General features: G+C 58.9%; 19 protein-coding genes. 13 read left to right on the plus strand and 6 right to left on the minus strand.

The features are described 5' to 3' along the window. Positions 1-7: 7 nt before the first annotated feature. The 7 genes from HB375_RS03555 to HB375_RS03585 all read left to right on the plus strand — a co-directional run bounded on the left by HB375_RS03555 (position 8) and on the right by HB375_RS03585 (position 6,697). The gene (locus HB375_RS03555; RefSeq protein WP_167671553.1) at positions 8-814 is read left to right on the plus strand and encodes a class I SAM-dependent methyltransferase; all 807 of its coding nucleotides are present in this window, start codon (positions 8-10) and stop codon (positions 812-814) included. After that, positions 811-1,689: a glycosyltransferase gene (locus HB375_RS03560; RefSeq protein ID WP_167671554.1), complete on the plus strand. Its 879-nt coding sequence runs from the start codon at positions 811-813 to the stop codon at positions 1,687-1,689. Before HB375_RS03555 ends, HB375_RS03560 begins: the two co-directional genes overlap by 4 nt. A 134-nt stretch (positions 1,690-1,823) precedes the next feature. Then, positions 1,824-2,345, plus strand: a complete 522-nt coding sequence (locus HB375_RS03565; protein WP_167671747.1) for an acyltransferase — start codon at positions 1,824-1,826, stop codon at positions 2,343-2,345. Between the two features lie 10 nt (positions 2,346-2,355). Next, positions 2,356-3,402 carry a Gfo/Idh/MocA family protein gene (locus tag HB375_RS03570; protein WP_167671555.1) on the plus strand — a complete coding sequence of 349 codons (1,047 nt, stop codon included), beginning with the start codon at positions 2,356-2,358 and terminating at the stop codon, positions 3,400-3,402. Continuing rightward, on the plus strand, positions 3,399-4,514 hold the full coding sequence (locus tag HB375_RS03575) for a DegT/DnrJ/EryC1/StrS family aminotransferase (protein WP_167671556.1): 1,116 nt from the start codon (positions 3,399-3,401) through the stop codon (positions 4,512-4,514). The genes HB375_RS03570 and HB375_RS03575 overlap by 4 nt, the downstream gene beginning before the upstream one ends. Positions 4,515-4,580: 66 nt before the next feature. Beyond that, complete coding sequence (locus HB375_RS03580; RefSeq protein ID WP_205800020.1) at positions 4,581-5,561, plus strand: NAD-dependent epimerase/dehydratase family protein; 981 nt, start codon at positions 4,581-4,583, stop codon at positions 5,559-5,561. Then, positions 5,561-6,697 (plus strand): DegT/DnrJ/EryC1/StrS family aminotransferase, encoded by a 1,137-nt coding sequence (locus HB375_RS03585; protein WP_167671558.1) that lies wholly within the window; start codon positions 5,561-5,563, stop codon positions 6,695-6,697. Before HB375_RS03580 ends, HB375_RS03585 begins: the two co-directional genes overlap by 1 nt. Positions 6,698-6,709: 12 nt before the next feature. Here the strand turns inward: HB375_RS03585 and HB375_RS03590 are convergent, their stop codons facing one another. From HB375_RS03590 to HB375_RS03600, 3 genes are read right to left on the minus strand one after another with little or no spacing between them, the layout of a single operon-like run. Then, on the minus strand, positions 6,710-8,170 hold the full coding sequence (locus HB375_RS03590; protein WP_167671559.1) for an oligosaccharide flippase family protein: 1,461 nt from the start codon (positions 8,168-8,170) through the stop codon (positions 6,710-6,712). Between the two features lie 54 nt (positions 8,171-8,224). Next, the gene (locus tag HB375_RS03595) at positions 8,225-8,734 is read right to left on the minus strand and encodes an acyltransferase (protein WP_167671560.1); all 510 of its coding nucleotides are present in this window, start codon (positions 8,732-8,734) and stop codon (positions 8,225-8,227) included. A 41-nt stretch (positions 8,735-8,775) separates the two neighbouring features. Next, entirely contained in the window at positions 8,776-9,552 is a 777-nt protein-coding gene (locus HB375_RS03600; RefSeq protein ID WP_167671561.1) for a sugar transferase, read from the minus strand. Positions 9,553-10,175: 623 nt separating this feature from the next. On the opposite strand from HB375_RS03600, the gene wecC reads away from it, so the two are divergent. Continuing rightward, positions 10,176-11,507, plus strand: coding sequence for a UDP-N-acetyl-D-mannosamine dehydrogenase (gene wecC, locus HB375_RS03605; protein WP_167671562.1), 1,332 nt, complete (start codon positions 10,176-10,178; stop codon positions 11,505-11,507). Between the two features lie 103 nt (positions 11,508-11,610). After that, positions 11,611-12,690, plus strand: coding sequence for a non-hydrolyzing UDP-N-acetylglucosamine 2-epimerase (wecB, locus tag HB375_RS03610; RefSeq protein WP_343232349.1), 1,080 nt, complete (start codon positions 11,611-11,613; stop codon positions 12,688-12,690). 24 nt (positions 12,691-12,714) lie between these two features. Here wecB and HB375_RS03615 read toward each other — a convergent pair whose 3' ends face one another. Then, the gene (locus tag HB375_RS03615) at positions 12,715-13,770 is read right to left on the minus strand and encodes an AraC family transcriptional regulator (protein WP_167671563.1); all 1,056 of its coding nucleotides are present in this window, start codon (positions 13,768-13,770) and stop codon (positions 12,715-12,717) included. Between the two features lie 948 nt (positions 13,771-14,718). Between HB375_RS03615 and HB375_RS18470 the strand changes: the two genes are divergently transcribed. From HB375_RS18470 to HB375_RS03635, 4 genes are all read left to right on the plus strand, one after another. Further along, entirely contained in the window at positions 14,719-18,642 is a 3,924-nt protein-coding gene (locus tag HB375_RS18470; RefSeq protein WP_167671564.1) for a DUF4082 domain-containing protein, read from the plus strand. A 95-nt stretch (positions 18,643-18,737) separates the two neighbouring features. After that, positions 18,738-19,061, plus strand: a complete 324-nt coding sequence (locus HB375_RS03625) for a hypothetical protein (RefSeq protein WP_167671565.1) — start codon at positions 18,738-18,740, stop codon at positions 19,059-19,061. Positions 19,062-19,079: 18 nt separating this feature from the next. Next, a complete protein-coding gene (locus HB375_RS03630; protein ID WP_167671566.1) occupies positions 19,080-21,227 on the plus strand; it encodes an ABC transporter transmembrane domain-containing protein in 2,148 nt (715 codons plus the stop codon). Then, positions 21,227-22,621: an HlyD family type I secretion periplasmic adaptor subunit gene (locus HB375_RS03635; protein ID WP_425515157.1), complete on the plus strand. Its 1,395-nt coding sequence runs from the start codon at positions 21,227-21,229 to the stop codon at positions 22,619-22,621. The genes HB375_RS03630 and HB375_RS03635 overlap by 1 nt, the downstream gene beginning before the upstream one ends. A gap of 146 nt (positions 22,622-22,767) precedes the next feature. Here HB375_RS03635 and gyrB read toward each other — a convergent pair whose 3' ends face one another. Beyond that, the gene (gene gyrB / locus HB375_RS03640; protein WP_167671568.1) at positions 22,768-25,194 is read right to left on the minus strand and encodes a DNA topoisomerase (ATP-hydrolyzing) subunit B; all 2,427 of its coding nucleotides are present in this window, start codon (positions 25,192-25,194) and stop codon (positions 22,768-22,770) included. A 168-nt stretch (positions 25,195-25,362) separates the two neighbouring features. Continuing rightward, positions 25,363-25,977 carry a LysE family translocator gene (locus HB375_RS03645; protein ID WP_167671569.1) on the minus strand — a complete coding sequence of 205 codons (615 nt, stop codon included), beginning with the start codon at positions 25,975-25,977 and terminating at the stop codon, positions 25,363-25,365. Between the last annotated feature and the right edge of the window lie 94 nt (positions 25,978-26,071).

A 26,071-nucleotide genomic window follows, 5' to 3' on the forward strand; every position in this document is an offset into this window, starting at 1 on the left:
CGATGCGATGATGAAGGCGGCAATCTCTAAATCCGTTCCCTACCCGATCATCGAACTGTCCCGTCGAGTCATATACTTTGGCTTCTCTCGCCAGTGCTATGTCTGTGGAGCTCGCGTGCGTCGGTTTTTGCCGCAGGGATATGGCTACTCGCTTCTGGAACGTCTCCAGGTGGTCGGGGGGATGTATAAGGTCGACGATTGCTGTCCGGTATGCCACGCAAGCGACCGCGATCGCCTCGTGAAGTTCTATCTGGAGCGCAATGTTTTCAATGACGGCGCATCCCCGTCGATAACGCATATTGCTCCCGAGAAAGGACTCACAAAATATATCGCAGGGAAGGCAGGCGCACGCTACATTGCCGGAGACATCGATCCGCGACGCTACCGTCATCTCAATTCCGTTCGTCGCATGGACCTTCTTGATATTCCGCTGGAAAGCGGGTCGGTCGATGTCTTTGTATGCAATCACGTGCTTGAGCATATTGTCAGCGACGTGTCTGCCATGCGCGAAATCAGGCGCATTCTTTCACCGCGAGGTATTGCGATCCTTCAGGTGCCTTTGTCGCTCAAGCTGAAGAAGAGCATCGAAGGAGACGGCTCCGAGACCGAAGAGGAGAAGATTCGCCTTTACGGACAACGCGATCATGTCCGGATCTACACAGAGGCCGATTATACGGCGCGGTTGGAGGCGGCCGGATTCCTTGTTGAGCACTACAGCGCCTTCGACGTCGATCATGATGCGGCGACAAAACTCAGGCTCAATCCCTTTGAGGTTCTGCACATCTGCAGGCCCGCCCCACCGGTGCGGCCGTGACAGAAAAGGGTGCAGCGGAGATTGCGGTTATCATACCGCACTACAATGACCCCGAGAGACTGCGCAGATGCCTGTCGGCTCTCCTATCGGATCCAGATTCCGCCGGGGCTGAGATCGTTGTCGTGGATAATCAATCCGACAAGGATCTCACGGATCTCCATATCGCGTTTCCCGCCGTTACATTTCTTGTCGAGCCATTGCGAGGCGCTGCTGCTGCCCGGAATCGGGGAGTCGGGGAAACACAAGCGCCCATGCTGTTTTTCACGGACGCAGACTGCGTGCCTCAACCAGGTTGGATTGCGGCCGGCCGAACCGCACTCGATACCGCTGACATCGTTGGTGGTTCTGTTGAACTTTTCGATGAGACGCCGCCGCCACGGAGCGGTGCCCAGTCTTTCGAGGCCGTATTCGCCTTCAATCAGAAAGACTATGTCGAGAAAAAGGGATTTTCGGTTTCAGCGAACCTGCTCACCTGGCGCCACGTCTTCAAGGAAGTAGGGGATTTCCGCCAAGGCGTTTCGGAGGACGTCGATTGGTGCCATCGCGCGCTCAAGAAGCGATTCTGCCTGGTTTATGACCCGAGGGTCCTGGTGACCCACCCAAGTCGCGCGACCCTGGCTGAGTTGAAAAGGAAATGGCAGCGAGTCGTATCAGAGACCTTTGCGTTGCAAACCCAATCACCCTTCCCGCGAGTGCGTTGGGCTGTGCGGGCTGGCCTGGTCCTTGCCTCGCCGATGCTGGATCTGCGCAAGATTTTGCTCAGCGCGCGCTTGCGAACGCCGGCGGAGAGAGCATTGGGAATTGCGACCCTGTTTTATCTTCGCGTTCTTCGAGCGGGGTGGATGTTTCGCCAAGTTCTTGGCTGGCGCATCTGAGAAAGGCTTAACGATCAGATCGCCCCCGAAAACGCGGCACTCCATCCATTCCGAATGGAGTACATCTCATTAGCATGCGTTCTTCCTGCCGCGACGCGATAGCCTGTGCGCTAGGAATGTTCGCGGTAGAGCTGATGCCCATAGTCGACGTCAAAATGAACGGACATGTCACCGTTACCCATCCCGATCTTGTCAATCTGTATGGCTGTGAAATCGGAGACGGAACAAGAATCGGACCCTTCGTCGAAATTCAACGAGGAAGCTCAGTGGGTGCGAGGTGCAAGGTCTCCTCCCATTCCTTCATCTGTGAAGGAGTCACGCTTGAAGATGAAGTGTTTATTGGCCACGGAGTCATGTTCACGAACGACATCTACCCTCGTGCCGTGAACGAGGATGGCGATGTGGCGACCGAATGCGACTGGCAATTGGTGCCAACCATCGTGCGCCGAGGCGCTTCCATCGGTTCAAATGCGACGATCCGCTGTGGGGTCGCAATCGGCCAGGGAGCGATCGTCGGCTGTGGCGCGGTCGTGACGCGTGACGTCCCAGATTATGCGATTGTGACGGGAGTGCCGGCCCGTGTCATTGGAGACTGCCGCGACCGCGCGGATGGGCCGGCCACGCAGCAGCCCGTAGAGATCGCCGACAACCGTTGAGGGGATTTCGATGATCGGTATCGGTATTATCGGCTATGGATACTGGGGGCCCAATCTTGCCCGTTGCGCGACTGAGGCGGGCGGGTGCCGCGTCGTGTCGATTGCCGATCAATCCCCCGCGGCCCGTGCCCGAGCGTCCGTGCGCTATGGTTCCGTCGATGTTGTTGAGGACTGGAAGACCCTTGTCGCGGATCCCCGCGTTGATGCGGTGATCATTGCGACGCCCACGCGTATTCACTTCGATTTGGCGCTCGCCGCTCTCAAAGCCGGAAAGCACGTCCTCGTCGAAAAGCCGATGGCCGCGACTTCACGTGAAGCGTCCATCCTGATCGAGGAGGCGGAAAAGCGCGGCCTCATCCTGATGGTCGACCACACCTTCGTCTATACAGGCGCAGTGCAGAAAATAAAAGAACTCGTCGTCGCCGGCGTTATCGGCGACTGTTACTACTACGACTCGACCCGCATCAATCTTGGTCTCTTTCAAAGGGACGTGAACGTCATCTGGGACCTCGCTGTCCATGATCTTGCGATCCTGGATTTTGCCTTAGGCATTAGCCCCATCGCAGTCTCGGCCACGGGGGCTGGCCACATCAAAGGCAGCCCGGAGAATATGGCGCATATCACCTTCTATCTCGACGGTGGCGCAACGGCGCATCTCAATGTCAATTGGCTCGCGCCGGTCAAAATCCGCCGGACGCTGATCGGCGGAAGCCGTCGCATGATCGTCTATGACGATGTCGAGCCGAGTGAGAAGGTTAAGGTTTATGATCGCGGTGTCGATCACGACGGAGATGTTGAGAATTCGGAACAGCGCGAGGATGTATACCGCATGTTGCTCAATTACCGTATGGGCGACGTATGGACACCGCAGCTGCCTGTGAAGGAAGCACTTCTTAGTGAGATCGAGCATTTTGTGGAGTGCATCGGACAGCGGATGTCTCCCTTGACCAGCGGCGCCAGCGGACTGCGCGTCGTCACGATGCTTGAAGCGGCGTCGCAATCGCTTCGGCAGCGTGGTCACCCCGTTGAGCTCACCGGCATGAGGCAGGCATCATGATTCCGCTTATCGATCTCAAGGCCCAATACCGCTCCGTTCAGGAGCCGCTCGAGAAGGCGGTGCTTGAGGTGTTGCGAAGCGGTGACTACGTGCTTGGCGACCCCGTTCGACAATTTGAGCAAGACTTTGCTGCGTACTGTGGTGCGCGCGAGGCGATCGCCCTCAATAGCGGAACCTCGGCGCTTCATCTCGCTCTCTTGGCCGGCGGGATCGGTCCCGGAGATGAAGTCATCACGGTGTCGATGACATTTGTCGCCACAGTCGCCGCCATTTTATATGCCGGCGCCACGCCAGTCCTCGTTGACGTCGATCCCGAGACATTCACGATGGATCCGGCTGCGTTTGAAGCTGCGATCACACCACGCACCCGAGCGGTGATGCCGGTGCACCTCCACGGACGACTGGCGGAGATGGATGCCATCTGTGACATCGCGAAGCATCATGGCATCATGGTTATCGAGGACGCTGCGCAAGCGCATGGCGCCGAATGGAATGGGCGGAAGGCCGGAACCTTCGGCGCGGTTGGCTGCTTCAGTTTTTATCCGGGCAAGAATCTCGGAGCTTGCGGCGAAGGTGGGGCACTGGTCACTGACGATCCGAAAATCGCCGCTACTCTCCGCTGCCTGCGGGACTGGGGCCAGGAAGGAAAATACAATCACGTGAGGCCTGGCTACAATTATCGCATGGATACCGTGCAAGCTGCGGCTTTGGGCGTGAAACTAAAATTTCTTTCGTCCTGGACGGTCGCGAGGCGCCGGGTTGCCGCGCAATACGACAACCTCCTCGGAGATGCCGGGCTGCGTATTCCGGAGCCGCGTGGCGCGGACCATGTCTATCATGTCTACGCCGTCCGGATTGCAGATCGGGACGATGCCCGGCGACTTCTCATGGAAGAAGGAATCGCAACAGGGGTCCACTATCCACGCCCTGTCCATCTGCAGCCCGCCTATTCTGCCCTTGTGAAGGCATCTGGCGGCCTTGCCGTTGCAGAGCAGTTGGCCAGCGAATTTCTGTCCCTCCCCATCTTCCCCGAGATGACCGAGAAACAGATCAACACTGTGGCCGATGCACTCATCCGCATCGTCGAGCATTCGGATGCGACGGTGCTCTGACGTCTCAGGTCAGGTGAACGCCAGGCTCTTCATACGGAGACACCCATAATGCCTTCTGAACACGTCTTGAAGGATAAGCGAGTTCTCGTGACGGGCGGAGCCGGATTCGTAGGATCACATATCGTCGATCTTCTCGTCGAATGCGGCTGCCGGGAAATTAATGTCGTCGATAACATGGTCCGAGGCCGGCCTGAGAATCTCACTCACGCCATGGCAAAGGGGCCAGTTCGGCTTATCATCGGAGACATTCGCGATCGATCACTGATCGCCGGTCTCGTCGAGGACACGGATACGGTCTTTCACCAAGCGGCCCTCCGCATCACCCATTGCGCAGCGGAGCCGCGCGCTGCCATGGAAGTAATGGTTGACGCAACATTCGATCTTCTTGAGCAATGCGTCCGCTCAAAGGTGCGCAAGATTGTCATGGCTTCTTCGGCTTCCGTTTATGGGTTGGCCGAGGAATTCCCGACCACGGAACACCAGAATCCCTATGCAAACCGGACGCTCTATGGCGCAGCGAAGGCTTTCGGCGAGGGGCTTCTTCGCTCGTTCAACGACATGTACGGGCTGGACTATGTCGCACTTCGATATTTCAACGTCTTCGGCCCTCGTATGGACATCCACGGCCGCTACACGGAGGTGATGATCCGGTGGATGGAGCGGCTTGGTGCAGACCGGGCACCCATCATATTCGGAGATGGCCAGCAGACGATGGACCTGGTGCATGTCAGGGATGTTGCGCGAGCAAATATTCTTGCCGCGATATCGCCCGTCACGGATGTCGCGTTGAATGTGGGAAGCGGGCATGAAACCTCTCTCCTCGAGCTGGCGCATCTGCTCGCGAGAGCCATGAATCGCAGTCATCTAAGCCCGATCCACGAGCCGGAGCGCGCAGTCAATCCGGTCCCGCGGCGCCTGTGCGATCCAACTCTCGCCCGAGAACTGATCGGCTTCGAGGCGACCCTTCCCGTCGAAGAGGGAATGAGGGAACTGGTGAACTGGTGGCGTTCGGAAAGTGCGTCATCCATGGAGAGGGGAGCGGCCTGATGATCCCGATCATGTCTCCGTTCATTGGTAAGGCCGAAGCGGACGCGGCCGCCGCAGTGATCCTGTCCGGATGGCTGACCCAAGGACCGCAGGTCGCCAGCTTCGAGGAAGAATTTGCCGCGGCGGTTGGTGCGGAATACGCCTGTGCCGTTTCAAACTGTACCGTTGCATTGCACCTCGCGCTCATGGCTGCCGGTGCGAACCCTGGCGATGAAGTGATTATGGCGAGTCACACATTCATTGCGTCCGCTAATGCAGCACGCCAATGCGGTGCCATTCCGGTCTTCGTCGACATCGATCCTGCAACGTTCAACATGGATCCGGACAAAATCGCTGCCGCCATCACGCCGCGAACCAAGGTCTTGATGTGCATCCATCAAATGGGAATGCCGTGCGATATGGAGCGGATCCTGCCACTCGCCCGCGCGCATGGGCTTCTTGTGGTGGAAGATGCAGCCTGTGCGATAGGATCCGAGATCCGTATCGGAGAGGCTTGGGAGAGGATAGGACGCCCTCACGGCGACATCGTTTGCTTCTCACTTCATCCGCGCAAACTTTTGACGGTTGGCGACGGCGGAGTGTTGACCACGTCGAACGCGGAGTTTGACCGACTCTTCAGGCTTTGGCGTCAACATGGCATGAGCGTGCCGGATACGGTCCGCCATAACAGCCAGAAAGTTCTGATCGAAGAGTATCCCGTCACCGGTTTTAACTATCGCCTCACGGACATGCAGGCGGCCGTCGGCCGCGAGCAGCTCAAGAAGCTGGATGAGATCGTCCAACGAAGAAGGGATCTGGCCCAATCTTACAAAGCCAAACTCGCGGATATCCCCGATGTGATCGCTCCGGAAGAGCCGAGCTGGGCCAGGACAAACTGGCAAAGCTACTGCGTCCGTTTGCCGTCGGGCGCCTCGCAACTCGATGTCATGCAGAAGATGCTTGATCGCGGCGTGGCGACTCGGAGAGGGATCATGTGTGTGCATCGCGAACCGGCATACGCGGACCTCAGATTGCGCCTTCCCCTGCCGGAATCCGAGCGCGCTCAGGATTCCTGTATTCTTCTTCCCCTCTTTCATCACATGACGGATGAGGTGCAGGACCATGTCGTTTCCGCACTGAAGGACGCGCTGTCATAGGGGCGGGATCGCTTATCGGCGATTGGACGTCCGTGCCTTGACGGCTGAAAAGACGAGGTCGACGAACTTTAGCATTTCCGCTGCAAGAGGATGACGAGTCAGGGCGAGGCCACCTATCCAGCCGGCGCCCGCCCCGGATGCCGCCAGGGCAAGTGTCGCGACCGGCCGGGCGTCTCCGCTGAGAGTGAGGCAAATTCCGGCAGGAATGGCGGTGCAGACCGCGACGTAAGCGCTTTTATAGATTGCGGAGCTGATCTCAATCCAACGCAACGGCATTTGTCGCCGGATGAGAAAGATCGCGACATAAACTTGCAAGGGGGCACTCAGAAACATCGTGGCCGCAATCGCCTTGAGGCCGAACGGTGCTGCCCCGATGATGAGGGCAGCCGAGATTGGCAACGAGACCAAACTGGCGGTCAGACCGTCCTGCACCCTCCCGAGCGCGATGAGCATCGGATATGTCAACGGAGCTGGGAACAGAAGGATCGATGCGAGCGCCATGATCTTGAGAAGGGGGGCTGCCTCGCCCCATTGGGCGCCTAAAAGAACTTGAACAACCGGATCCGCGAGAACCGCAAGACACAGCAGAGCGGGCCACTGCACCGCTGTGAGAAGCGATAGGCCGTGCAGATAAGCCTTCTTCAGATCGCGGCCGGCCCGAGCCTCGGCCGCCAGGGCGGGCAATACGACCGGTTGGAACGCGTTCACAATCGCACGCTCGGGTAACTGGTAGAGCGTGACTGCGCGGCTGTAGATGCCGACGGCGTCAAAGCCGATCAAGCGTCCAAGATACATTTGCGGCAACACCTGAAAGGCTACGTTCAGCACCGCCGTGGCGCTCGCATATCCACCGAAGGCGAGAATCTTGCGCCCGTGCAACAGGCAAGGCCGGAAGATCCAAAGACCCGGACGATGGACAACGGCAGCGATCGCTATGGCGACTGATGAGGCCATCGCCGCGATCGCGAGGCTGAGATACCCCCAGCCGAGCGCAATCATCAGGAGTGCAACGAGGGAATTCGTGATAACGCCGGCCAAGTTGACAAGCGCAACGCTGCCAAATGCCAGATCGCGCCGCAGAAGGGCCATGGGAGGGCTGGCGAAGGCTCCCAGAGCAACGCTAATCGAAGCGATTCTGATGACGGGATCAAGCCTGGGTTCGGTGTAGAAAGCAGCCAATGGCGCAGCAAGCAACTGGAGAGCCGCCGCGATGAAAATCGAAACGAGGAGCATGATCGTGAATGTGGTCCTCACGCCCTCGGAGGAGATCTCACGCTCCTGCACAAGATAGACGCTTGTTCCAAAATCCCGCAGGACTTCTGCCATCATGACCGTAGCGGAGCCGACAACGAAAACGCCGATCTCGTCCGGGGTCAGAAGGCGCGCGATGATCGCGGTTGTCAGCAGGCTGATGAGCAGCGTCAAATACTTCTCAATACCCGAGAACATGAACGATCGGTGCAGCTTCGTCATCAGGCGGCCCCGATCCCTTGCCGCGCCTTGCCGGGCCAACTGAGGTGTCGCGGTTTATATCTCGACATCGCCCGCGATCCGTGCGGGACATCCCCAAACTTTCTTTCCGGCCGGGACGTCACAATTCACAAACGACATGGCGCCAATGACGGCAGAATCTCCAATGGAGACTCCTCTGCCGATGATGCAGTTAGGCCCAATATAAACGCCATTTCCGATTTTCGTCGGCGTGTAATCGACTGGAGCGCGTCCTAACGTGACACTCCGCCGGACTGTGTCGTGCGAGTAGATCTGAACACCAGACGATATCGAACAATGATTCCCGATGCTGAGTCCGCCTAACCCATCCAAAATCACATTGGGTCCGATCCAGGTGTGTTCGCCGACCTGCACCTCTCCGAGGATCAGCACATTGTCGTAACACGAGGATCCATTTCCAAATCCGTACTGGCGTGCATTTTCCCACCGATCGGTAATGAGATCGCCAAAGGAAACGCGCCGTTTGTATTTCTCCAATTTCTCCAGCTGAAGAGTGCTCTGAAGAGCTTTTAGATTTTCGAGCATCGTCCTGGGCCCCCGAGAATACGCAGCGCACGCATGCGAAATCAAAAGCCACTTCCGGAAAGAAATTCGGTGCGCGCCGTCATGATGAGGATTCGCACATCGAGGGCTAATGACCAATGATCGATATAGGCCAGATCATCTCGGATGCGGGCGCGCGCCACGGAAGGGTCCTCCGTGCTGCCACGCAGGCCGTTAACCTGCGCCAGCCCGGTGACGCCTGGCCGCACCCGAAGGCGCTCGAAGTACTCAGGCACAAGGTCTTCGTAGAGCACCCCCCCAGCAAACATCCCGGGAACGTGAGGACGGGGACCTACAAGCGACATGTCGCCTCTGAGAACATTGAAAAGCTGAGGGAGCTCGTCAAGGCTCGTCCTGCGTAGGAAGCGGCCAAAGGAGGTGACGCGCGTGTCGCCCGGACGAGTCTGCAACACGCCGTCAGGGTCGCAGGAATTCATGGACATCGTTCGAAACTTGAGGATCTCAAACTGCTTTTTACCGAGCCCGTAGCGCCTCTGCCGAAAAAGAACGGGACCACGCGAGGTCAATTTGATTGCGGCTGCGATGGCGAGAAGCGCCGGAGCAAGAAAGATGATCAGGAAAGCGGCAACTGCGAGATCGAAGCACCGCTTCGCCACAGCCTGCAAGGCCCTTCCCGCGAGCCTCTTTGGTGGGGCTACTCGCCTCACCCGAACGCGAGCGCGTAACGCGGGGGATGCCCGAAAATCTTCATTGCCATAACGCGGGCTTGTCTTGAGGGAGGGTCGCCTAAACGCAACTTCCGAATAAAAAGTGCCACGTGTAGCTTGTTCGGGTTCCATAGCGATTCCTAGAGATTAAGAGCCCTAAGTTCCGAGCGTACTATTCCTTATGAAAAGGCTAAGCTGAGCATTGGACCCAATCTCTGCCAAGATGACGATGGATGTCGAAGCTCATGAATAATGATGCGAAGACCGGCCAAATCATATGTGCGGTCAGTTCGATGACTCAATAGTACCCTAAGGGTAGGCGGCAGGTATCTCAGATATTTCGTATTACACCGTTGTTGAATTTATCTGCGTCCGATCGAACTGAGCCGGTACCGACAACGACGAGAAGTGAGGTCGCATCCGGATATGGCAATGGGTGCCGCGTTTCATTCTCATGATCGGCGCCAGCGTATATCAAGTGAGAGATCGCTTATGTTCGCGTGGTAAGTGCCACCCATCACGCTGCCATCCAACATGCCCCGAATGAGTGAGTTGAGCCCCTTCTTAGACGGATGAGTGAGATGCTAATCCAAACGAGGAAGTGCATTCGGCTGTCGTTGATGAGAAGGTTTTGGGGCCGAAGGACGTGAGATCAACGCAGAGATTGTCCGGACGGACCTTGTCGCCCCCCGGTGAATCTTCGAGCGACACTGACGATTCCCAAAGCTAGTCTTCAACAATGAGCGAGGCAAAACATGGCTGAAGTTTGCGTTGCCGGACTGGGATATATCGGTCTTCCGACCGCCGCCATGCTTGCAAGTCAGGGGCATCAAGTCACGGGATTCGACATTAATGCCGCCGCGGTTGCCTCGATCAAATCTGGACACCCCCACTTTCACGAACCCGATCTGCAAATGCTGCTCTCAGCGGCTCTCAGCACGGGGCGGCTTAAAGTGCAGACTGACCCGGTCGCGGCCGACTACTTCATTCTCGCGGTGCCCACGCCTCTTGTAGAAGGCAACAAGCCCGATCTCTCCTACGTCAATGCAGCGTGTGACGGAATAGCACCGTTTCTGCGTGTCGGAAGCACGGTGATTCTGGAATCGACGTCGCCTGTGGGGACAACGGAGCGCCTCTGCGAGCGGATCGCGGCCGCGCGTCCGGACCTGCGGGTGCCGCGCTATATGGACGTATCCGGTGAGTTCGATATCTTTGTATGCCATTGTCCGGAGCGAATCTTGCCGGGACAAATGCTGCGGGAACTGGTCTCTAATGATCGGATCATCGGGGGCGTGACGGACGCCTGCGCGCAGTCAGGCGTCGCGCTCTATGAGACATTCGTGCGATCAAACCTTTTGGTGACGGATTGCCGGACAGCGGAGTTCGTCAAGCTCATCGAGAATGCCTCTCGTGACATCAACATCGCTTTCGCGAACGAGCTGTCGATGATCTGCGACCATCTCGGGATCGATGTCTGGGATGCGATCAATTTGGCCAACAGGCATCCACGCGTCAAGATCCTGCAGCCTGGACCGGGAGTTGGCGGTCACTGCATCGCCGTCGATCCGTGGTTTATCGTGGATAGCGCCCCCAACCTTAGCCGTATGATCCGCGTCGCGCGCGAAGTGAACGATAGGAAACCCAAATCCGTCGTCGAATCCGTTCGTGCTTTGGCGAAGCGTTTCAAGCGACCGATTGTGAGCTGCTATGGGCTGACATACAAGGCGGATGTGGACGATCTTCGCGAGTCGCCGGCTTTGGAAATCGTGCATGACCTGGCGCGTACGACAAATCTGAACATTCTGGTTTGCGAGCCGCACGTCCGAAAACTCCCGCCCGCCCTCGAAAGCTTATCCAATGTTCGCCTCGTCGGGCCGGATGAAGCACGGCGCGAGGCGGACATCGTCGTTTTCCTAGTCGGCCATCAGCAGTTTCGGCGCCTTGAGGCGAACGCGTTTCTTAACAAGGTCGTTGTCGATACCATAGGCCTCCTCGGCGGCTCTCATCAGCGGCAACGTGTTATCGCCTCGAACGGTCTTCCCGTCAGAACCGCCGCCGACGAGACAGAGCAGCGGCTAAGCGCGTAGATGCCCCGCTCGCACAAGAGGTTTGTCTGCGGGTATTGAATTGTCTTTGCAACGGGTGTTGAGGGCCGGCACCGTGACTTCAAAGAAACGGATCCTGTGTATTGTGGGAACTCGTCCAGAAGCCATAAAAATGGCTCCTGTGATCCTCAAGTTGCAAGAAACCCCATGGGCGGAGACCATCATCGTCGCAACGGGGCAGCATCGTGAGCTTCTCGAGCAGCCACTATCCGCCTTCGGGATCACGCTACATAAAAATCTCGATGTCATGACCGACGGGCAGTCTCTGTCTGCGCTGACATCGAGGATTTTCGATCGCCTGGGCCCATGCCTGACCGAATTAGCCCCCGATATGTTGCTTGCGCAGGGTGATACGACATCGGTGATGGTGGCCGCGATATCGTGCTTCTATCAGAACATTCCGTTCGGCCATGTCGAGGCGGGATTGCGAACCGCAACGGTTCGGCTGCCTTTCCCGGAAGAGTTCAATCGGCGCGTCGCGGGGATGTTGAGTACTCTCCATTTTGCCCCAACAGAGAAGGCGCGGGACAACTTGCATCGCGATGGCGTATCGAGCCGCCATATCTTTGTAACGGGAAATACAGGAATCGACGCCCTTTACTGGATGAAAGATCGTTCTCCGCCGATGCCCTTCTCTTCCTCAGAGAAGTCGCGCATGATCCTTGTGACCGCGCATCGTCGCGAGAATATGGGTGAGCCGATGCGGGAGATGTTTCGGGCCATCATCGACCTGACGCGTCTTCATCCCGACGTGGAGTTTGTATACCCGGTCCATCCGAATCCGAATGTACGCCAGATGGCGAGGGATATGCTGGGATCTCAACCGAGGGTCCGCATGTGCAATGCTCTCGATTATCCGCAACTCGTCAGCGTCCTCGCGCGGTCCGACCTTGTTCTGACGGATAGCGGCGGCCTGCAAGAGGAGGCTCCCGCACTCGGGAAGCCGGTTTTGGTGATGCGGAGTGAGACGGAGCGGCCCGAAGCCGTGGATCTCGGTGTCGCCCGGCTTGTGGGATCGGATCGCTCGCAAATTATCACGGAAGTTTCGCGCTTGCTCGATGATCCGGAGGCCTATCGATCCATGGCACTTGGTGTTTCACCCTACGGCGACGGCTACGCTTCAGAGCGTATCCGTGATCATATCAGAGACTATCTCGGAGCTTAAGGTGCGGCTTGGCCGCCGTTCGGCTCAAGCGGAATTTTCTTTCGATCGATGTTGAAAATCGCGGCGAGCTTGAGAAGGCGTCTTTCCGGTCCATCTCTGGAATGCGTGGGCGAATGAACTGACCTCGGCGTAGCCCAGAAGCCATGCGACTTGAGAGACGGAAAGATCCCTGTTCTGGAGATAGCGGTCCGCCAGCTCGAGGCGCAGGTTCTCCAGAATGGCGCTAAAAGTCAGCCCTTCGTCGGCCAGTCGCCTGGACAATGTCCGCGGACTTAGTCCGAGGTCGCTCGCAATCGTCCCGATATTGACAGTGCCATGAGACAAGCGAGGGGTGATGGCATTTTCGACACGCGTCCGAAATGGCTCTTCCATTCGAGGCCGCCGTAAAATCACCTCCTCATGAACCGCGATCAGGTCATTGTGGAGGTAAGGATCCGCAGTGACGAGCGGCTGCTCGGCCACCTGGGGATCGAAAGAAATCCGATCGCGATCAGCCTCGAACTCAAGACGGCAGCCGAAATAGCGTTCCATCTCCGATACATCGCCCTCATGGCGATGAACAAGGCCAATGAATGTCGGGACAAGTTCCAGCTTCGTGAACTGGCGGCAACCGCGGATCGTGCCGGTGATCCAGAATTCCATCTGATGACGGTCCAGGTGGCGTTCGATGCCAACATATTCGTAGTCGAGAGAGAGCGCGTTCGTCTTTCGATACTGTACGCGCAAGGCCTCGTTGAGCAGGGAGATATAGCGTTCCTCGCAAGAGAACGCATCACTGAGCGTCGCTGAAGAAGAGAGAGCATAATAGAACAAACCAAGCCTGCGCAGTTCGAATTTCTGCGCGATATGAAAGCCCAGCAATGCATCATCAAGGATTTCGGCGGCCAGGTTGAGGAAGACGATTTGCCCGTGCGCGCTCACGCGCAGGGACTGATCGTCCATCAACGTCGGCGGGAGGCCTGCCCTTTTGAGAAGCGGTTGGAGATCGATGCCCGCTTCGATGACGCGCTCCGCAGCGAGTCGCGATAGCAGTCCGATGGATACCGGGAGCGTGGCGTGACCTTCCAGTGAACGATCCATGTCCGGCGGGACTCTCGCGCGTGTGGTTCCGCTGGCAATCGATGACGAAATCATCGATGCAATTCAGGCAATTCGGAAACGTCAGGTCAGAGCCGAGGCAATAGCCTATCGCTCCACGATAGTGGTTCAAGGAGGGCTTTGGAAGTAACTCGAAATGACTTACTCAATAGCTCGCAGTCAGAGATGCATGCGGTTCGAGTCTGTGCGCCACGATTGATTGGGCTCGGCTTTTCCGCCTCCGTGTCCCCTATGGCGGTAGGTCGAGCGGATCAGTGAAGAATACCCATAATTGCTCGACCGCAGCTTCCAAACGTCGTTTCAAAGCCGTTATCGATATGAGACACTGACCGTCTGCCGATCAGCTATCACCTCTCTAAGGAGGCCATTATGCTTGTGTCGGGTGATCGATTTGTCAAAGACCTATTGCATCAAATTCGCCTCTTAAAAAGAATCGGACAGCCTAGCGCGGATCGGACGGAGTCCGATTTAACGCAGGAATCTGATCAGGGGATCAACGATAGTTTGCGGCTGGGCGGGCCAGCCTCTTCCCTCTCCCGTTCGGAGCCGCGCAGTGAATTCCGCGCTGCGGCCAACGACATTCGGCAGACAGCGGATGGCGCAACCGGACGAACGTCCCTTGCTTGGACTTCGGAATCGCCCGGACATCATCTCGATGTTAGCTCTCCCACGCCGGCGATAAGGCAGGCGGTCGGCTCGCCTACCGCACCCACTCTCACAGGCGAGACGAGGGCGCATACAGTCTCGCCAGCGTGGAACTCCCACTCTGATCGGATGCAGGATGTAACTTCGACCACTGCCGCCCCGACAGATGCTGCAGCTACGCTGATTCCAACCGCATCGATGAATTGGCTTCCGGGCGGTGGTCCGGAGACTCCTGCGGTTGGGCGTGCATCGGGGGGAGCGCAGCAGGGGGGGGGGCAGGGGTCGGTGACCACCGCCAGTCCGGCGGCGGTCACGCCGCTAGCGGCTGCCGCGGCGTCGCCGAACGCCATCGTTCTCGAAAATCAGAAACCGGGAAACCCCGAAAGTGAATGGGGCATTGACGGAGCCGGCAGCGCGAACATCGAGGGGTTCGCAACCGAGATCAGCATCAATCGCGGACAACGGGTCGATTTCAAGATCAACACCAATTCGACCAATTACCGCATCGATATCTATCGCCTTGGCTACTATGGCGGCATGGGCGCGCGGAAAGTCGGCACGATCCAGCATACCGGGTTACAGAACCAACCCACGCCCCTGCGCGACAGTGCGACAGGGGCGGTGGATGCCGGCAACTGGTCGGTTTCGGCGTCCTGGAACATCCCGGCCGATGCGACGTCCGGCATCTACATCGCCAAGCTCGTGCGGCAGGACGGCGTGACCGGCGCCAACCACATTCCGTTCATCGTTCGCGACGACAGCAGCACCAGCAACATCATCTTCCAGACCTCCGACACGACATGGCAGGCCTACAATCCCTGGGGCGGCGCGAATTTCTATGGTGGCAACGGTCCGGGGACGGGCTCCTTGGGAAATGGCCGCGCCTATGCGGTGAGCTACAACCGCCCGATCACTACTCGCGGCGGCGGTCTCGAGTCGGGGCCGCAGGATTACATCTTCGGCGCCGAGTATCCCGCGCTCATGTGGCTCGAAAAGAACGGCTACGACATGTCGTACATGGCCGGCGTCGATACCGACCGGTTCGGCAGCCTGTTGACGAACCACAAGATGTTCCTGTCGGTCGGGCATGACGAATACTGGTCGGGGCAGCAGCGAGCCAATGTCGAGGCGGCGCGCGATGCGGGCGTCAATCTCTCGTTCTGGAGCGGCAATGAGGTCTATTGGAAGACGCGCTGGGCGTCGAGCTTCAGCGCTGACGGGACACCCTATCGCACTCTCGTCTCTTACAAGGAGACCTGGTCCAACGGCGACATCGATCCGAGCAACGAGTGGACCGGAACCTTCCGCGATCCGCGTTTCGTATCGTCGACCGCGCAGGGCGGCGGCCAGCCGGAGAATGCCCTCACCGGAACCATCTTCCAGGTCGACTCCTACCGCCGCGACGCGATGACGATCGGCTCGGAATTCGCCAATCTGCGGTTCTGGCGCAACACCAGCATCGCCAATCTGCAGCCAGGCCAGACGGCGGCGCTGCCGGTAGGCTATCTCGGCTACGAATGGGACGAGTCCCCAGACAACGGTTTTCGGCCAGCGGGGCTCATCCCGCTGTCCTCGACGACGCTGCCCGTGACGCAATACCTGCTCGACTACGGCAATACGGTCGGCAACGGCACAGCGACGCATAACCTGACGCTGTACCGCGCGCCAAGCGGCGCCCTGGTGTTCGGCGCGGGCACGGTCTATTGGGCGTGGGGACTCGACGACAACCACGACAACGAGACAGTGCCGGTGGACCCCCGGGTCAAGCAGGCGATGGTCAACCTGCTCGCCGATATGGGCATTCAACCCGGCACGCTCGAAGGCGGTCTCGTGCCGACGACGCAATCGACCGACACCATCAAACCCGTCTCATCCATCTCGTCTCCCAACGCAGGCGGTTCTATCGCCGCGGGCCAATCTGTCACGATCACCGGCACGGCTTCCGATAGCGGTGGCGGTGTTGTGGCGGCCGTCGAGGTGTCGACCGATTCCGGTGCCACATGGCATCGCGCGACGGGCCGCGCGACCTGGACCTATACTTGGGTTCCGACAACGGCTGGCACCTATACGATCAAGACGCGGGCGGTGGATGACAGCGTCAATCTGGAAACTCCGGGCGCCGGTCGCACGATCACGGTGACCGGCCCGACCTATGTCAGTCTTTTCGCGCCAACGGCGACGCCAGCGGTTTTATCCGACAACGATTCCAGATCGGTCGAACTGGGAGTGAAGTTCCAATCCTCGGTCGCGGGAACGATCAGCGGTATTCGCTTTTATAAAGGCGCTCAAAATTCCGGTACGCACACCGGCACCCTTTGGTCGAGTACAGGCACCCGGCTGGCGACGGTGACTTTTACCGGCGAGACCGCCAGCGGTTGGCAGACAGCCACATTCTCGAACCCCGTCACTATCACGCCGGGCACAACCTATGTGGCCTCGTATCACGCAGAGGGTGGTCGCTACTCATCGACTTCGAACTACTTCACGACGGCAACCACCAACGGACCATTGACCGCATCAGCGCCTGGCAACGGTGTCTATGCCTATGGCACGTCGAGCGTGTTCCCGACCAGCACCTATCAGGCGACGAATTATTGGGTCGATGTGTTGTTCAACCCTTCCGGTGGCACCACCAATCGCTCACCGGTTGCGAACAATGACACGGGATTCACGACAAGTCAGAACGCGCCTCTCACGATTGCGGCTGCCCTCCTCCTCGCCAACGACACTGATCCTGACGGCGATCCGCTGAGTATCACAGGTGCCGGAACCGCGACCAACGGTTCAGTCGTTTTCAATGCTGCCGCAAACACGATCACGTTCACGCCGTCGGCGGGATACACCGGGACGGCAGGGTTCACCTACAGCATCAGCGACGGTCGCGGCGGTACGGCTTCTGCCAATGTCAGCCTTAACATAGGCACCTCTGGTGGAAATGCCGTCAGTCTGTTCTCGCCTTCCGCAACGCCGACGATCCTGTCGGATTCCGATACCGGTTCAGTCGAACTCGGGATGAAGTTCCAGTCGTCCGTTGGAGGCACCGTCACTGGCATCAAGTTCTACAAAGGCACTGGCGATACGGGGACGCACCAGGGCAGCCTGTGGACTGCAAGTGGGGCGCTTCTCGGAAGCGTTACGTTTACAAACGAGACCGCGAGTGGTTGGCAGACAGCGACCTTCTCGAGCCCGATCTCGCTCGTCGCTGGAACCACCTACGTGGTTTCCTATCACAGCAATGGCCACTACGCGGCAACTCCCAACTACTTTACGACGGCAACAGCGAACGGGCCTTTGACCGCGCCATCGGCCGGAAATGGGGTTTACGCCTATGGATCAGGCGGCCTGTTCCCAAGCAATACGTATCAGGCGACGAACTACTGGGTCGATGTGCTGTTCAACCCATCGGGAGGCGCAACGAACCGTCCGCCAGTAGCCAACAACGACAATGGATTCAGCACGGCATCAAATACCACGCTCACAATTCCAACGTCATCATTATTGGCGAATGACACCGATCCGGACGGGGACCCGCTCTCAGTCACGGGCGTGAGCGGCGCGACGAACGGAACTGCGACGCTGAATGCGCAAGGCACTGCCGTTACCTTCACCCCCGCGAACGGCTATACCGGAGCGGCCGGGTTCACATACGCGATCTCTGACGGAAAAGGGGGAACGTCTTCGGCGAATGTCGGTGTCAATGTCACAGCGCCGGGAGGGACCGCTGTCAGCATCTTCCAGCCCTCGGCCACACCGGCGATCTTGTCCGACAGGGATGCCAGTCCGGTCGAGCTCGGAACGCGCTTCCAATCGTCGGTCGCGGGAACCGTAACCGGTATCAAATTCTATAAGGGGACCGGAGATACCGGAACGCATCAAGGCAGTTTGTGGACAGTAAACGGAGCGCTTCTCGGCACCGTGACATTTACAAATGAGACGGCGAGCGGCTGGCAAACCGCCACCTTCTCCAGCCCCATTTCGATCATTCCTGGGGTCTATATCGCCTCCTACCATAGCAATGGCCACTACGCCGCAACGAGCAACTACTTCACGGCAGATGTGGTCAGCGGACCTTTGACGGCGTTGGCGGACACGACTTCGGACCGCAATGGCATCTACGCCTATGGCTCAACGAGCCTGTTCCCCACCAGCAGTTACCAAAAGACCAATTACTGGGTCGACGTGCTGTTCACTCCGCAGGCCGTGGCTTGAGATAAGGAGAATAAGACGGCTTGCCCGATGAACAGATCAGACCGGACTTAAAAGAGACTCCCGCACATCTGCGCGGACTTTTCAGGAGAGACGATATGCAAGAAGTTTACTCCGATGGCGTGTCCGAAATCACGGTGACAGGGCCCATCGTTCGCATTGATCTAATGAGCCTGTCGCCCGCGGAGCGGGACATTCATGGCAATCCAAAACCGGTCCTTCGGCAGAGGATCGTGATGCCAGTGGATGCGTTTGCAAACTCCGTCGAGCTCATGCAGAAAGCCGTGGCAGGGTTGATCGAGGCCGGGTCTATTAAACAGACTCCGGTTTCCTCAATCGACGATAGGCGCGTCAACGGGACGGCCGAGGAAACAACGCTCTCGAGCCTGGGCCGAAATTCGTCACCGAATTTTTCGAACTGATGCCCGTGAGGATCATTCGTGAGCGGTGATTTTCAGACCGGGTTGCATTGCCTCGCTGCCGTCGCCCGGCAGCACGGCGTGGATCTTTCTGCGGAGTATCTCGCGCACACCTATGCAATCGGCGAGGGCCCCGTAACCAGCCAGCTCCTTCTCCGGATGGCGCGAGAGTCGGGTCTCAGGGCGCGCCGGGGCTCTTTGAGCTGGTCAGCCTTGCTGGATCTCGATGAGGCGTTTCCGGCGCTCGCGCGGCTCAACAACGAGAATTGGGTCGTCGTCGCCGGGGTCGAAAGATCTGACGATGGCGACAGAATTCTGGTTCTCGACCCAAAGGCCATTCTGCCGGAGCCGCTCATTTTGTCGCGAGCGGAATTCTGCCAAGCCTGGGCTGGAGATGTTATTCTCATCAAGCCCTCGCGCAGCCGCCTCAAGGATGCCCAGCGCCCCTTTGGCTTCCTTTGGTTTGCCCCAGAGCTTTTGCGTCAGAGACGTCTTTTTGGCGAGGTCATCGCGGCGGCTCTTGTTCTCTACACTCTTGGCTTGGCGGTCCCGATCTTCTCCCAATTGGTGATCGACAAGGTTCTCATGCACGAGTCTTATGCGACACTCTACGTCCTGGCCGGCGGAGTGATTCTCGCGCTCGTCTTTGAATCTGCTTTCACGTTCCTGCGGCGCTATCTTCTTCTTTATGCGAGCAATCGCATCGACATGCGTGTCGCGGTGCGGACATTCGCGCACCTTCTTTCACTCCCGCTTGCCTATTTCGAACGAATTCCGGCCGGCGTGCTGGTGAAGCACATGCAACAGGCGGCTCGCATTCGCGAGTTCCTCACAGGACGCCTCCTGACCGCCATACTTGATGGCTTCTCGCTTTTCGTCTTCATTCCGGTTCTTTTTCTCTACAGCGTGAAACTCACGATCGTCGTGTTGCTGTTTACGGCATGTGTGGGGATCGCCATTGGCCTCTTGATCGGCCCGTTTCGCCGCCGCCTGCTCGGATTGTACGAGGCCGAGGGGGAGCGGCAAGCGCAGCTTGTCGAAGCCATGCACGGGATGCGCACCATCAAGACGCTGGCGATGGAGCCGCTTCACCGACGTGGCTGGGACAACATCTCCGCGCAATCCGTGATGATGCGCTACGATGTCGAGAGGATTTCAGCCGCAGCGCAAAGCCTGACGGGACTTCTCGAAAAGCTCATGAGCGTCTCGATCATAGCGCTCGGTGCGCTTGATGTATTTAGTCGCGAAATGACCGTCGGTGCTCTCATCGCCTTCAATATGCTGGCCGGACGCGTTTCCGGCCCCCTGGTTCAAATCCTGACGATGGCGCACGAATACCAGGAGGTTGCTCTTTCCGTTCGGATGTTGGGCGAGGTGATGAATCGGGCTCCAGAAACCGATTTGCATCAACGGGGGCTTTGTCCGGACTTGGCGGGAGAGATTCAATTTGAAGACGTGTCCTTCTCGTATCAACCAGAAAGGCCACCAGCCCTTGACGATGTCTCATTTACGATTGAGGCAGGCAGCATTGTTGGCATCGTGGGGCGCAGCGGCTCCGGAAAAACGACGATCACGCGGTTGATTCAGCGCCTCTACCCGATTCAGAAGGGCATTGTCCGTATCGATGGATACGATGTCCGCGAGGTTGATCTCGTCCATCTCCGCAAATGTGTTGGCGTCGTCCTTCAGGATAATTTCTTATTCCGTGGAACCGTGAGGGAGAATATTGCTGCGGCGAAACCATCGGCCACTTTTGAGGAAATTGCGCGGGCGGCCAAAGCGGCTGGTGCAGAGGAGTTTATCGAGCGGCTTCCGCGTGGGTTCGATACCATGCTGGAAGAGAATGGCGGGAACCTGTCAGGCGGACAACGGCAGCGCCTCGCGATCGCGCGCGCGTTGGTGACGGATCCCCGCTTGCTGATCTTCGATGAGGCGACAAGCGCGCTTGATCCCGATAGCGAGGCGATTATTCGGCAGAACCTACGCAAGATTGCTGAGGGGCGCACGGTGCTGATCGTGTCTCATCGACTTTCGACCCTGGTCGATGCCCATTTAATTCTCGTTGTTGATCGTGGACGCGTTATTGCGGCGGGGCGCCATGATCAGCTTTTGACGTCATGCACCACATACCGGCATCTCTGGAATCAGCAGACGAGGCATGCTGCATGATGCCGTCCAACCGTAGTCTAGAGAAGCATCGCGGTGCTAGTCGACTCCCTGCTCCGGCGTCCAGGAGGCGGCTGGCGCTGATATCGGAATTCCAGCCTGATGCCATCGAAGTTGAGGAACGGGTTCCACGCCGTGTGGCGCGGCTCACGCTCTATCTTGTCACCGCGCTGATCGTGACGGCCGTCGCGTGGGCATGCCTCACTGAAGTTGAAGAAATTGCGGTTGCCAGAGGAAAGCTCATCACGACCGAGCCGAATATCGTTGTCCAACCGCTTGAGAATTCCGTTCTCCGGCGCATCGAGGTCCGTGTCGGCCAGATTGTCGAAGCCGGGCAGGTTCTTGCCGTGCTTGATCCGACCTTTACCCAGGCCGACGTCAGACAATTGAGAGGAAAGTTCGAGGCGGCCGATGCCATGGTCAATCGACTCGAATCCGAATTGTCCGGCAAGGTCTATGTTCCCTCGGATGAAGCCAACACGGATCAGGTGGTTGAGGCGAGACTCGCCAGACAGCGCAAAGCCTTCAGTGACAGCAGGCTGAACAACCTTGCTCAAGAGATCGCGCGGGCTGAAGCAAGCCTGGCGAAGAGCAGTAAGGAAGAGGAAATTCTGGTCAAAAGGCTCGAAGGCATCCAAGATATCGAGGCGATGCGCACGATCCTCATGGAGCACCAGACCGGATCAAAACTCAATCTTCTTCAAGCACGCGACGCGCGTCTAGATGTGGAAGCAACCATCGCGCGCTTGCGGGGGGCACAGGTGGAAGCCCGACATGAGCTTGAGAAGGCCCGTTCGCAACGCCAGGAGTTTCTCGAGGATTTCGCGCGTTCGACTCTGGAGTCTCTGGTCGAGGCGCGAGGGCGGCGGGAGGCAGCGTCGGAAGAGCTGAAGAAAGCAGAGCTGCGCCGCAGCCTTGTTTCCCTGACAGCGCCGACAGATGCCGTCGTGCTCGAGACCGCCCAGCGTTCGGCCGGTTCCGTCATCCGTCAAGCTGAACCGCTTGTTGTTCTTGTCCCAACAAATGTAGCGCTCGAAGCTGAGGTCTCCATCGAGCCGAAAGATATTGGCCATATCAATCCGGGTCAGCCCGCGAGGATCAAATTCGACGCTTTCCCGTTTCAGAAGCACGGGACCGCATCAGGTGCGATCAGGACGATCAGCCAGGATGCTTTCCCGGCGGGCTCGAAAGAGACGGAGAGCGGGACGGGCGGCCTTCTCTTTTACAAGGCCCGGCTGTCGCTCGACGATGTCAACCTGACGTCCGTTCCAAGCGGCTTTCGATTGCTCCCGGGCATGGCGGTTCAAGCTGAAATCGGAGTGGGGCGAAGGAGTGTCATCTCCTACTTCCTTTATCCTCTCCTTCGCGGGTTCGACGAGGCCATAAGAGAGCCGTGACGTGCCTTTTCTGAGGCTTTCCGGCGATCCCTTTTTTCCGGCTCATCGCGGCTTCCCGCACATGAAAAAAGCGAAGCAGTTTGCTTTACTGCTTCGCCCTATTCGATTTCTCGCCGTACTGGCTTAACGGTTGATGAGCCGCGTTCTCAGACGTCGAGATTCGCGACGCTCAGCGCATTGTCCTGAATGAACTCGCGGCGCGGTTCCACCACGTCGCCCATGAGCTTCACGAAGAGGTCGTCGGCGTCGGTGGTGTCCTTCACCTTCACCTGCAACAACGAGCGCACGTCGCGGTCAAGCGTGGTTTCCCAGAGCTGCTGCGCGGTCATTTCGCCGAGACCTTTATAGCGCTGCAGCTGCAGGCCCTTGCGGCCGGCGGCCAGCACCGAGGTGAAGAGCGTCAGCGGTCCATCGATCTGCATCTCGTCGGCCTTGCGCACCAGCGCAGCTGGCTTGGCGTAGACGTCCTGCAGGGACTTCGAGCGCTCGTCGAGTTTCTTGGCTTCCTGACTCGCAATGAGGGCCTGATCCAGCGCCGCAACCTGGCGGACGCCACGTATGACGCGCGAGAACACGTAGCCGCCCTCGCGGACTTCGCCGGTCCAGCCGCGTTCGAGGTCTTCCGAAATCGCATCGAGGCGCTGGGCGATATAGGTCGCTGCAGCCGGGCCGCGCTCGGGATCGTCCACCACGTCGGGGCGCAGCGCGCCGGCAATCGCCGCTTGCTCCACCGCCTTGCGATCATAGCGCGAGTGAAGGCTCGACAGAACCTGCCGCACGAGGCGCGCCTCGTCGATCAGACCTTTCAACTGATCGCCTTGGAATTCGACACCGGATTCGAGCCGCAGCGTCGCGTTGTCGATGCCCGCGTCGATCAGGAAGTCCTCGAGCGCGCGCTCGTCCTTCAGATAGATCGAGGACTTGCCGCGCGTGGCTTTGTAGAGCGGCGGCTGCGCGATGTAGAGGTGACCGCGCTCGATCAGCTCCGGCATCTGCCGGAAGAAGAAGGTCAAGAGCAACGTGCGAATGTGCGAGCCGTCCACGTCCGCGTCGGTCATGATGATGATGCGGTGGTAGCGCAACTTGTCGATGTTGAACTCTTCGCGCCCGATGCCGGTGCCGAGCGCGGTGATCAGCGTGCCGATTTCCTGCGAGGACAACATCTTGTCGAAGCGCGCGCGCTCGACGTTCAAGATCTTTCCGCGCAACGGCAACACGGCCTGGAAGGCGCGGTCGCGGCCTTGCTTGGCGGAGCCGCCTGCAGAGTCACCCTCCACCAGCAGCAATTCGCACTTGGACGGATCGCGCTCTTGGCAATCGGCGAGCTTGCCCGGCAGCGACGCGATGTCGAGGGCGCCCTTGCGGCGGGTGAGTTCGCGGGCCTTGCGCGCCGCTTCGCGGGCGGCAGCGGCTTCCACCACCTTGCCGACGAGGGTCTTGGCCTCAGCGGGGTGCTCTTCGAGCCAGTTGTTTAGCGCTTCGTTGAGAACGTTCTCGACGACGGGTCGCACTTCGGACGAGACGAGCTTGTCTTTGGTCTGCGAGGAGAACTTTGGATCCGGCACTTTCACGGAGACGATGGCGGTCAGGCCCTCGCGGCAATCGTCACCGGTGAGGGAAACCTTTTCCTTCTTCGTCAGGCCGGAGGATTCCGCATAGCCATTGACCTGGCGCGTCAGCGCCGCGCGGAAACCTGCAAGGTGCGTGCCGCCATCGCGCTGCGGGATGTTGTTGGTGAAGCAGAGGACGTTCTCGTGATACGAGTCGTTCCACCACAACGCCACTTCGACGCCGATGCCGTCCTTCTCCGAGCGGATCACGACAGGCTGTTGGATCAGCGGGGTCTTGGCGCGGTCGAGATAGCGCACGAAGGCCTCGACACCGCCCTCGTACATCAGCTCTTCCCGCTTATGCTCCGCATGGCGCTTGTCGGTGAGAATGATGCGCACGCCGGAATTCAGGAAGGCGAGTTCGCGCAGGCGGTGTTCGAGGGTGGAATAATCGTATTCCACCATGGTGAAGGTCTCGGTCGAAGCGAGGAAGGTCACTTCCGTGCCGCGCTTTCCCTCCGCGTCGCCGACGACGGCGAGCGGGGCCACGGCGTCGCCGTTGCGAAACTCGATCTCGTGCGCCTTGCCATTGCGATAGATGCGAAGCTTCAGCCAGCTCGACAGCGCGTTCACAACGGATACGCCCACGCCGTGCAGGCCGCCGGAAACCTTGTAGGAATTCTGGTCGAATTTTCCGCCCGCATGGAGCTGGGTCATGATGACCTCGGCCGCCGAGATGCCCTCGCCCGGGTGGATGTCGGTCGGAATGCCGCGGCCGTTGTCGGTCACGGTCACCGAGCCGTCGGCGTTGAGGGTCACGGTCACTTCCGTGGCGTGGCCGGCCAGCGCCTCGTCGATGGCGTTGTCCACCACCTCGTACACCATGTGGTGCAGGCCCGAGCCGTCATCCGTATCGCCGATATACATGCCGGGCCGCTTGCGCACCGCATCAAGGCCCTTGAGCACCTTGATCGAGTCCGCGCCATAAGCGTCGGCATTCACGTTCGCTGCGGGTTCAGCCATCTGGGGTCCTTACAAGAGGCGCGGAGGGGGAAGCGGGGCGCGCTCGGTCGTTTGATTCGTTAGATCAAGTATTTAGGCACTTTTGGGCGAAATTTCATCCCCGCGCGCGTATACGCGCGCGGATAGGCCGCGAAAAGGTCTGGAAAAGTCAGGATTGGATGCGTCGCTTCAGCGCGCCGCGATCGCCGCTGCAGCCCCCGCCATCACGGTTCCGGTGGTGCGGTTCAGGGCCTTGATGGCCTTCGCGCTGGTAAACAGCCGCCGGGCGCGGGCCGCGAGCACGATATAGGCTCCGAGCACCACGGTGAGCACGGCAAGGGTGGCCGCAACCAGCTCCACATAGCCGAGCATCGTCACCTTCGTCAGGTCGAGAATGGTGGGCAGGAGCGCGAGGTAGAACACCATGACCTTCGGGTTGCCCATGGTCACGGCAAGGCCGCCGAGAAAAAGCTTGGCCGGGTGCTCGTAGACCTCGTTGGCCTCGACCTCCCGCGCCACGGCAGGGGCGGTCCAAAGCTTATAGGCGATATAAAGCAGGTAGGCGATGCCGGCCCATTTGATGACCAAGAAGACCTCGTGGAAGGTCTGCGCCAGGGCGGCGAGCCCGACGATGGCGAAGGTCAGCCACACCACGTCGCCAATGGCGACACCCGCCGTGAACGCTACCGCTCCCTTGGTGCCCCGCCCCAGAACCCGCGCGACGATGGCCGCAATCCCCGGCCCCGGAGAGGCGGCGGCGATGAGCAGCGCGGTCGAAAAGACGAGAAGGCCGGTCAGATCCATGCGGTCACCTATTTAATCGATGATGAAAAGCTTCGTACCTTTATGGCCCGATGTGGAAGGCGTCAAAATTATCCAGGCTTGAGCGAGACGATCT

Source organism: Microvirga terricola, from assembly GCF_011777495.1.
Lineage (GTDB): Bacteria > Pseudomonadota > Alphaproteobacteria > Rhizobiales > Beijerinckiaceae > Microvirga > Microvirga terricola.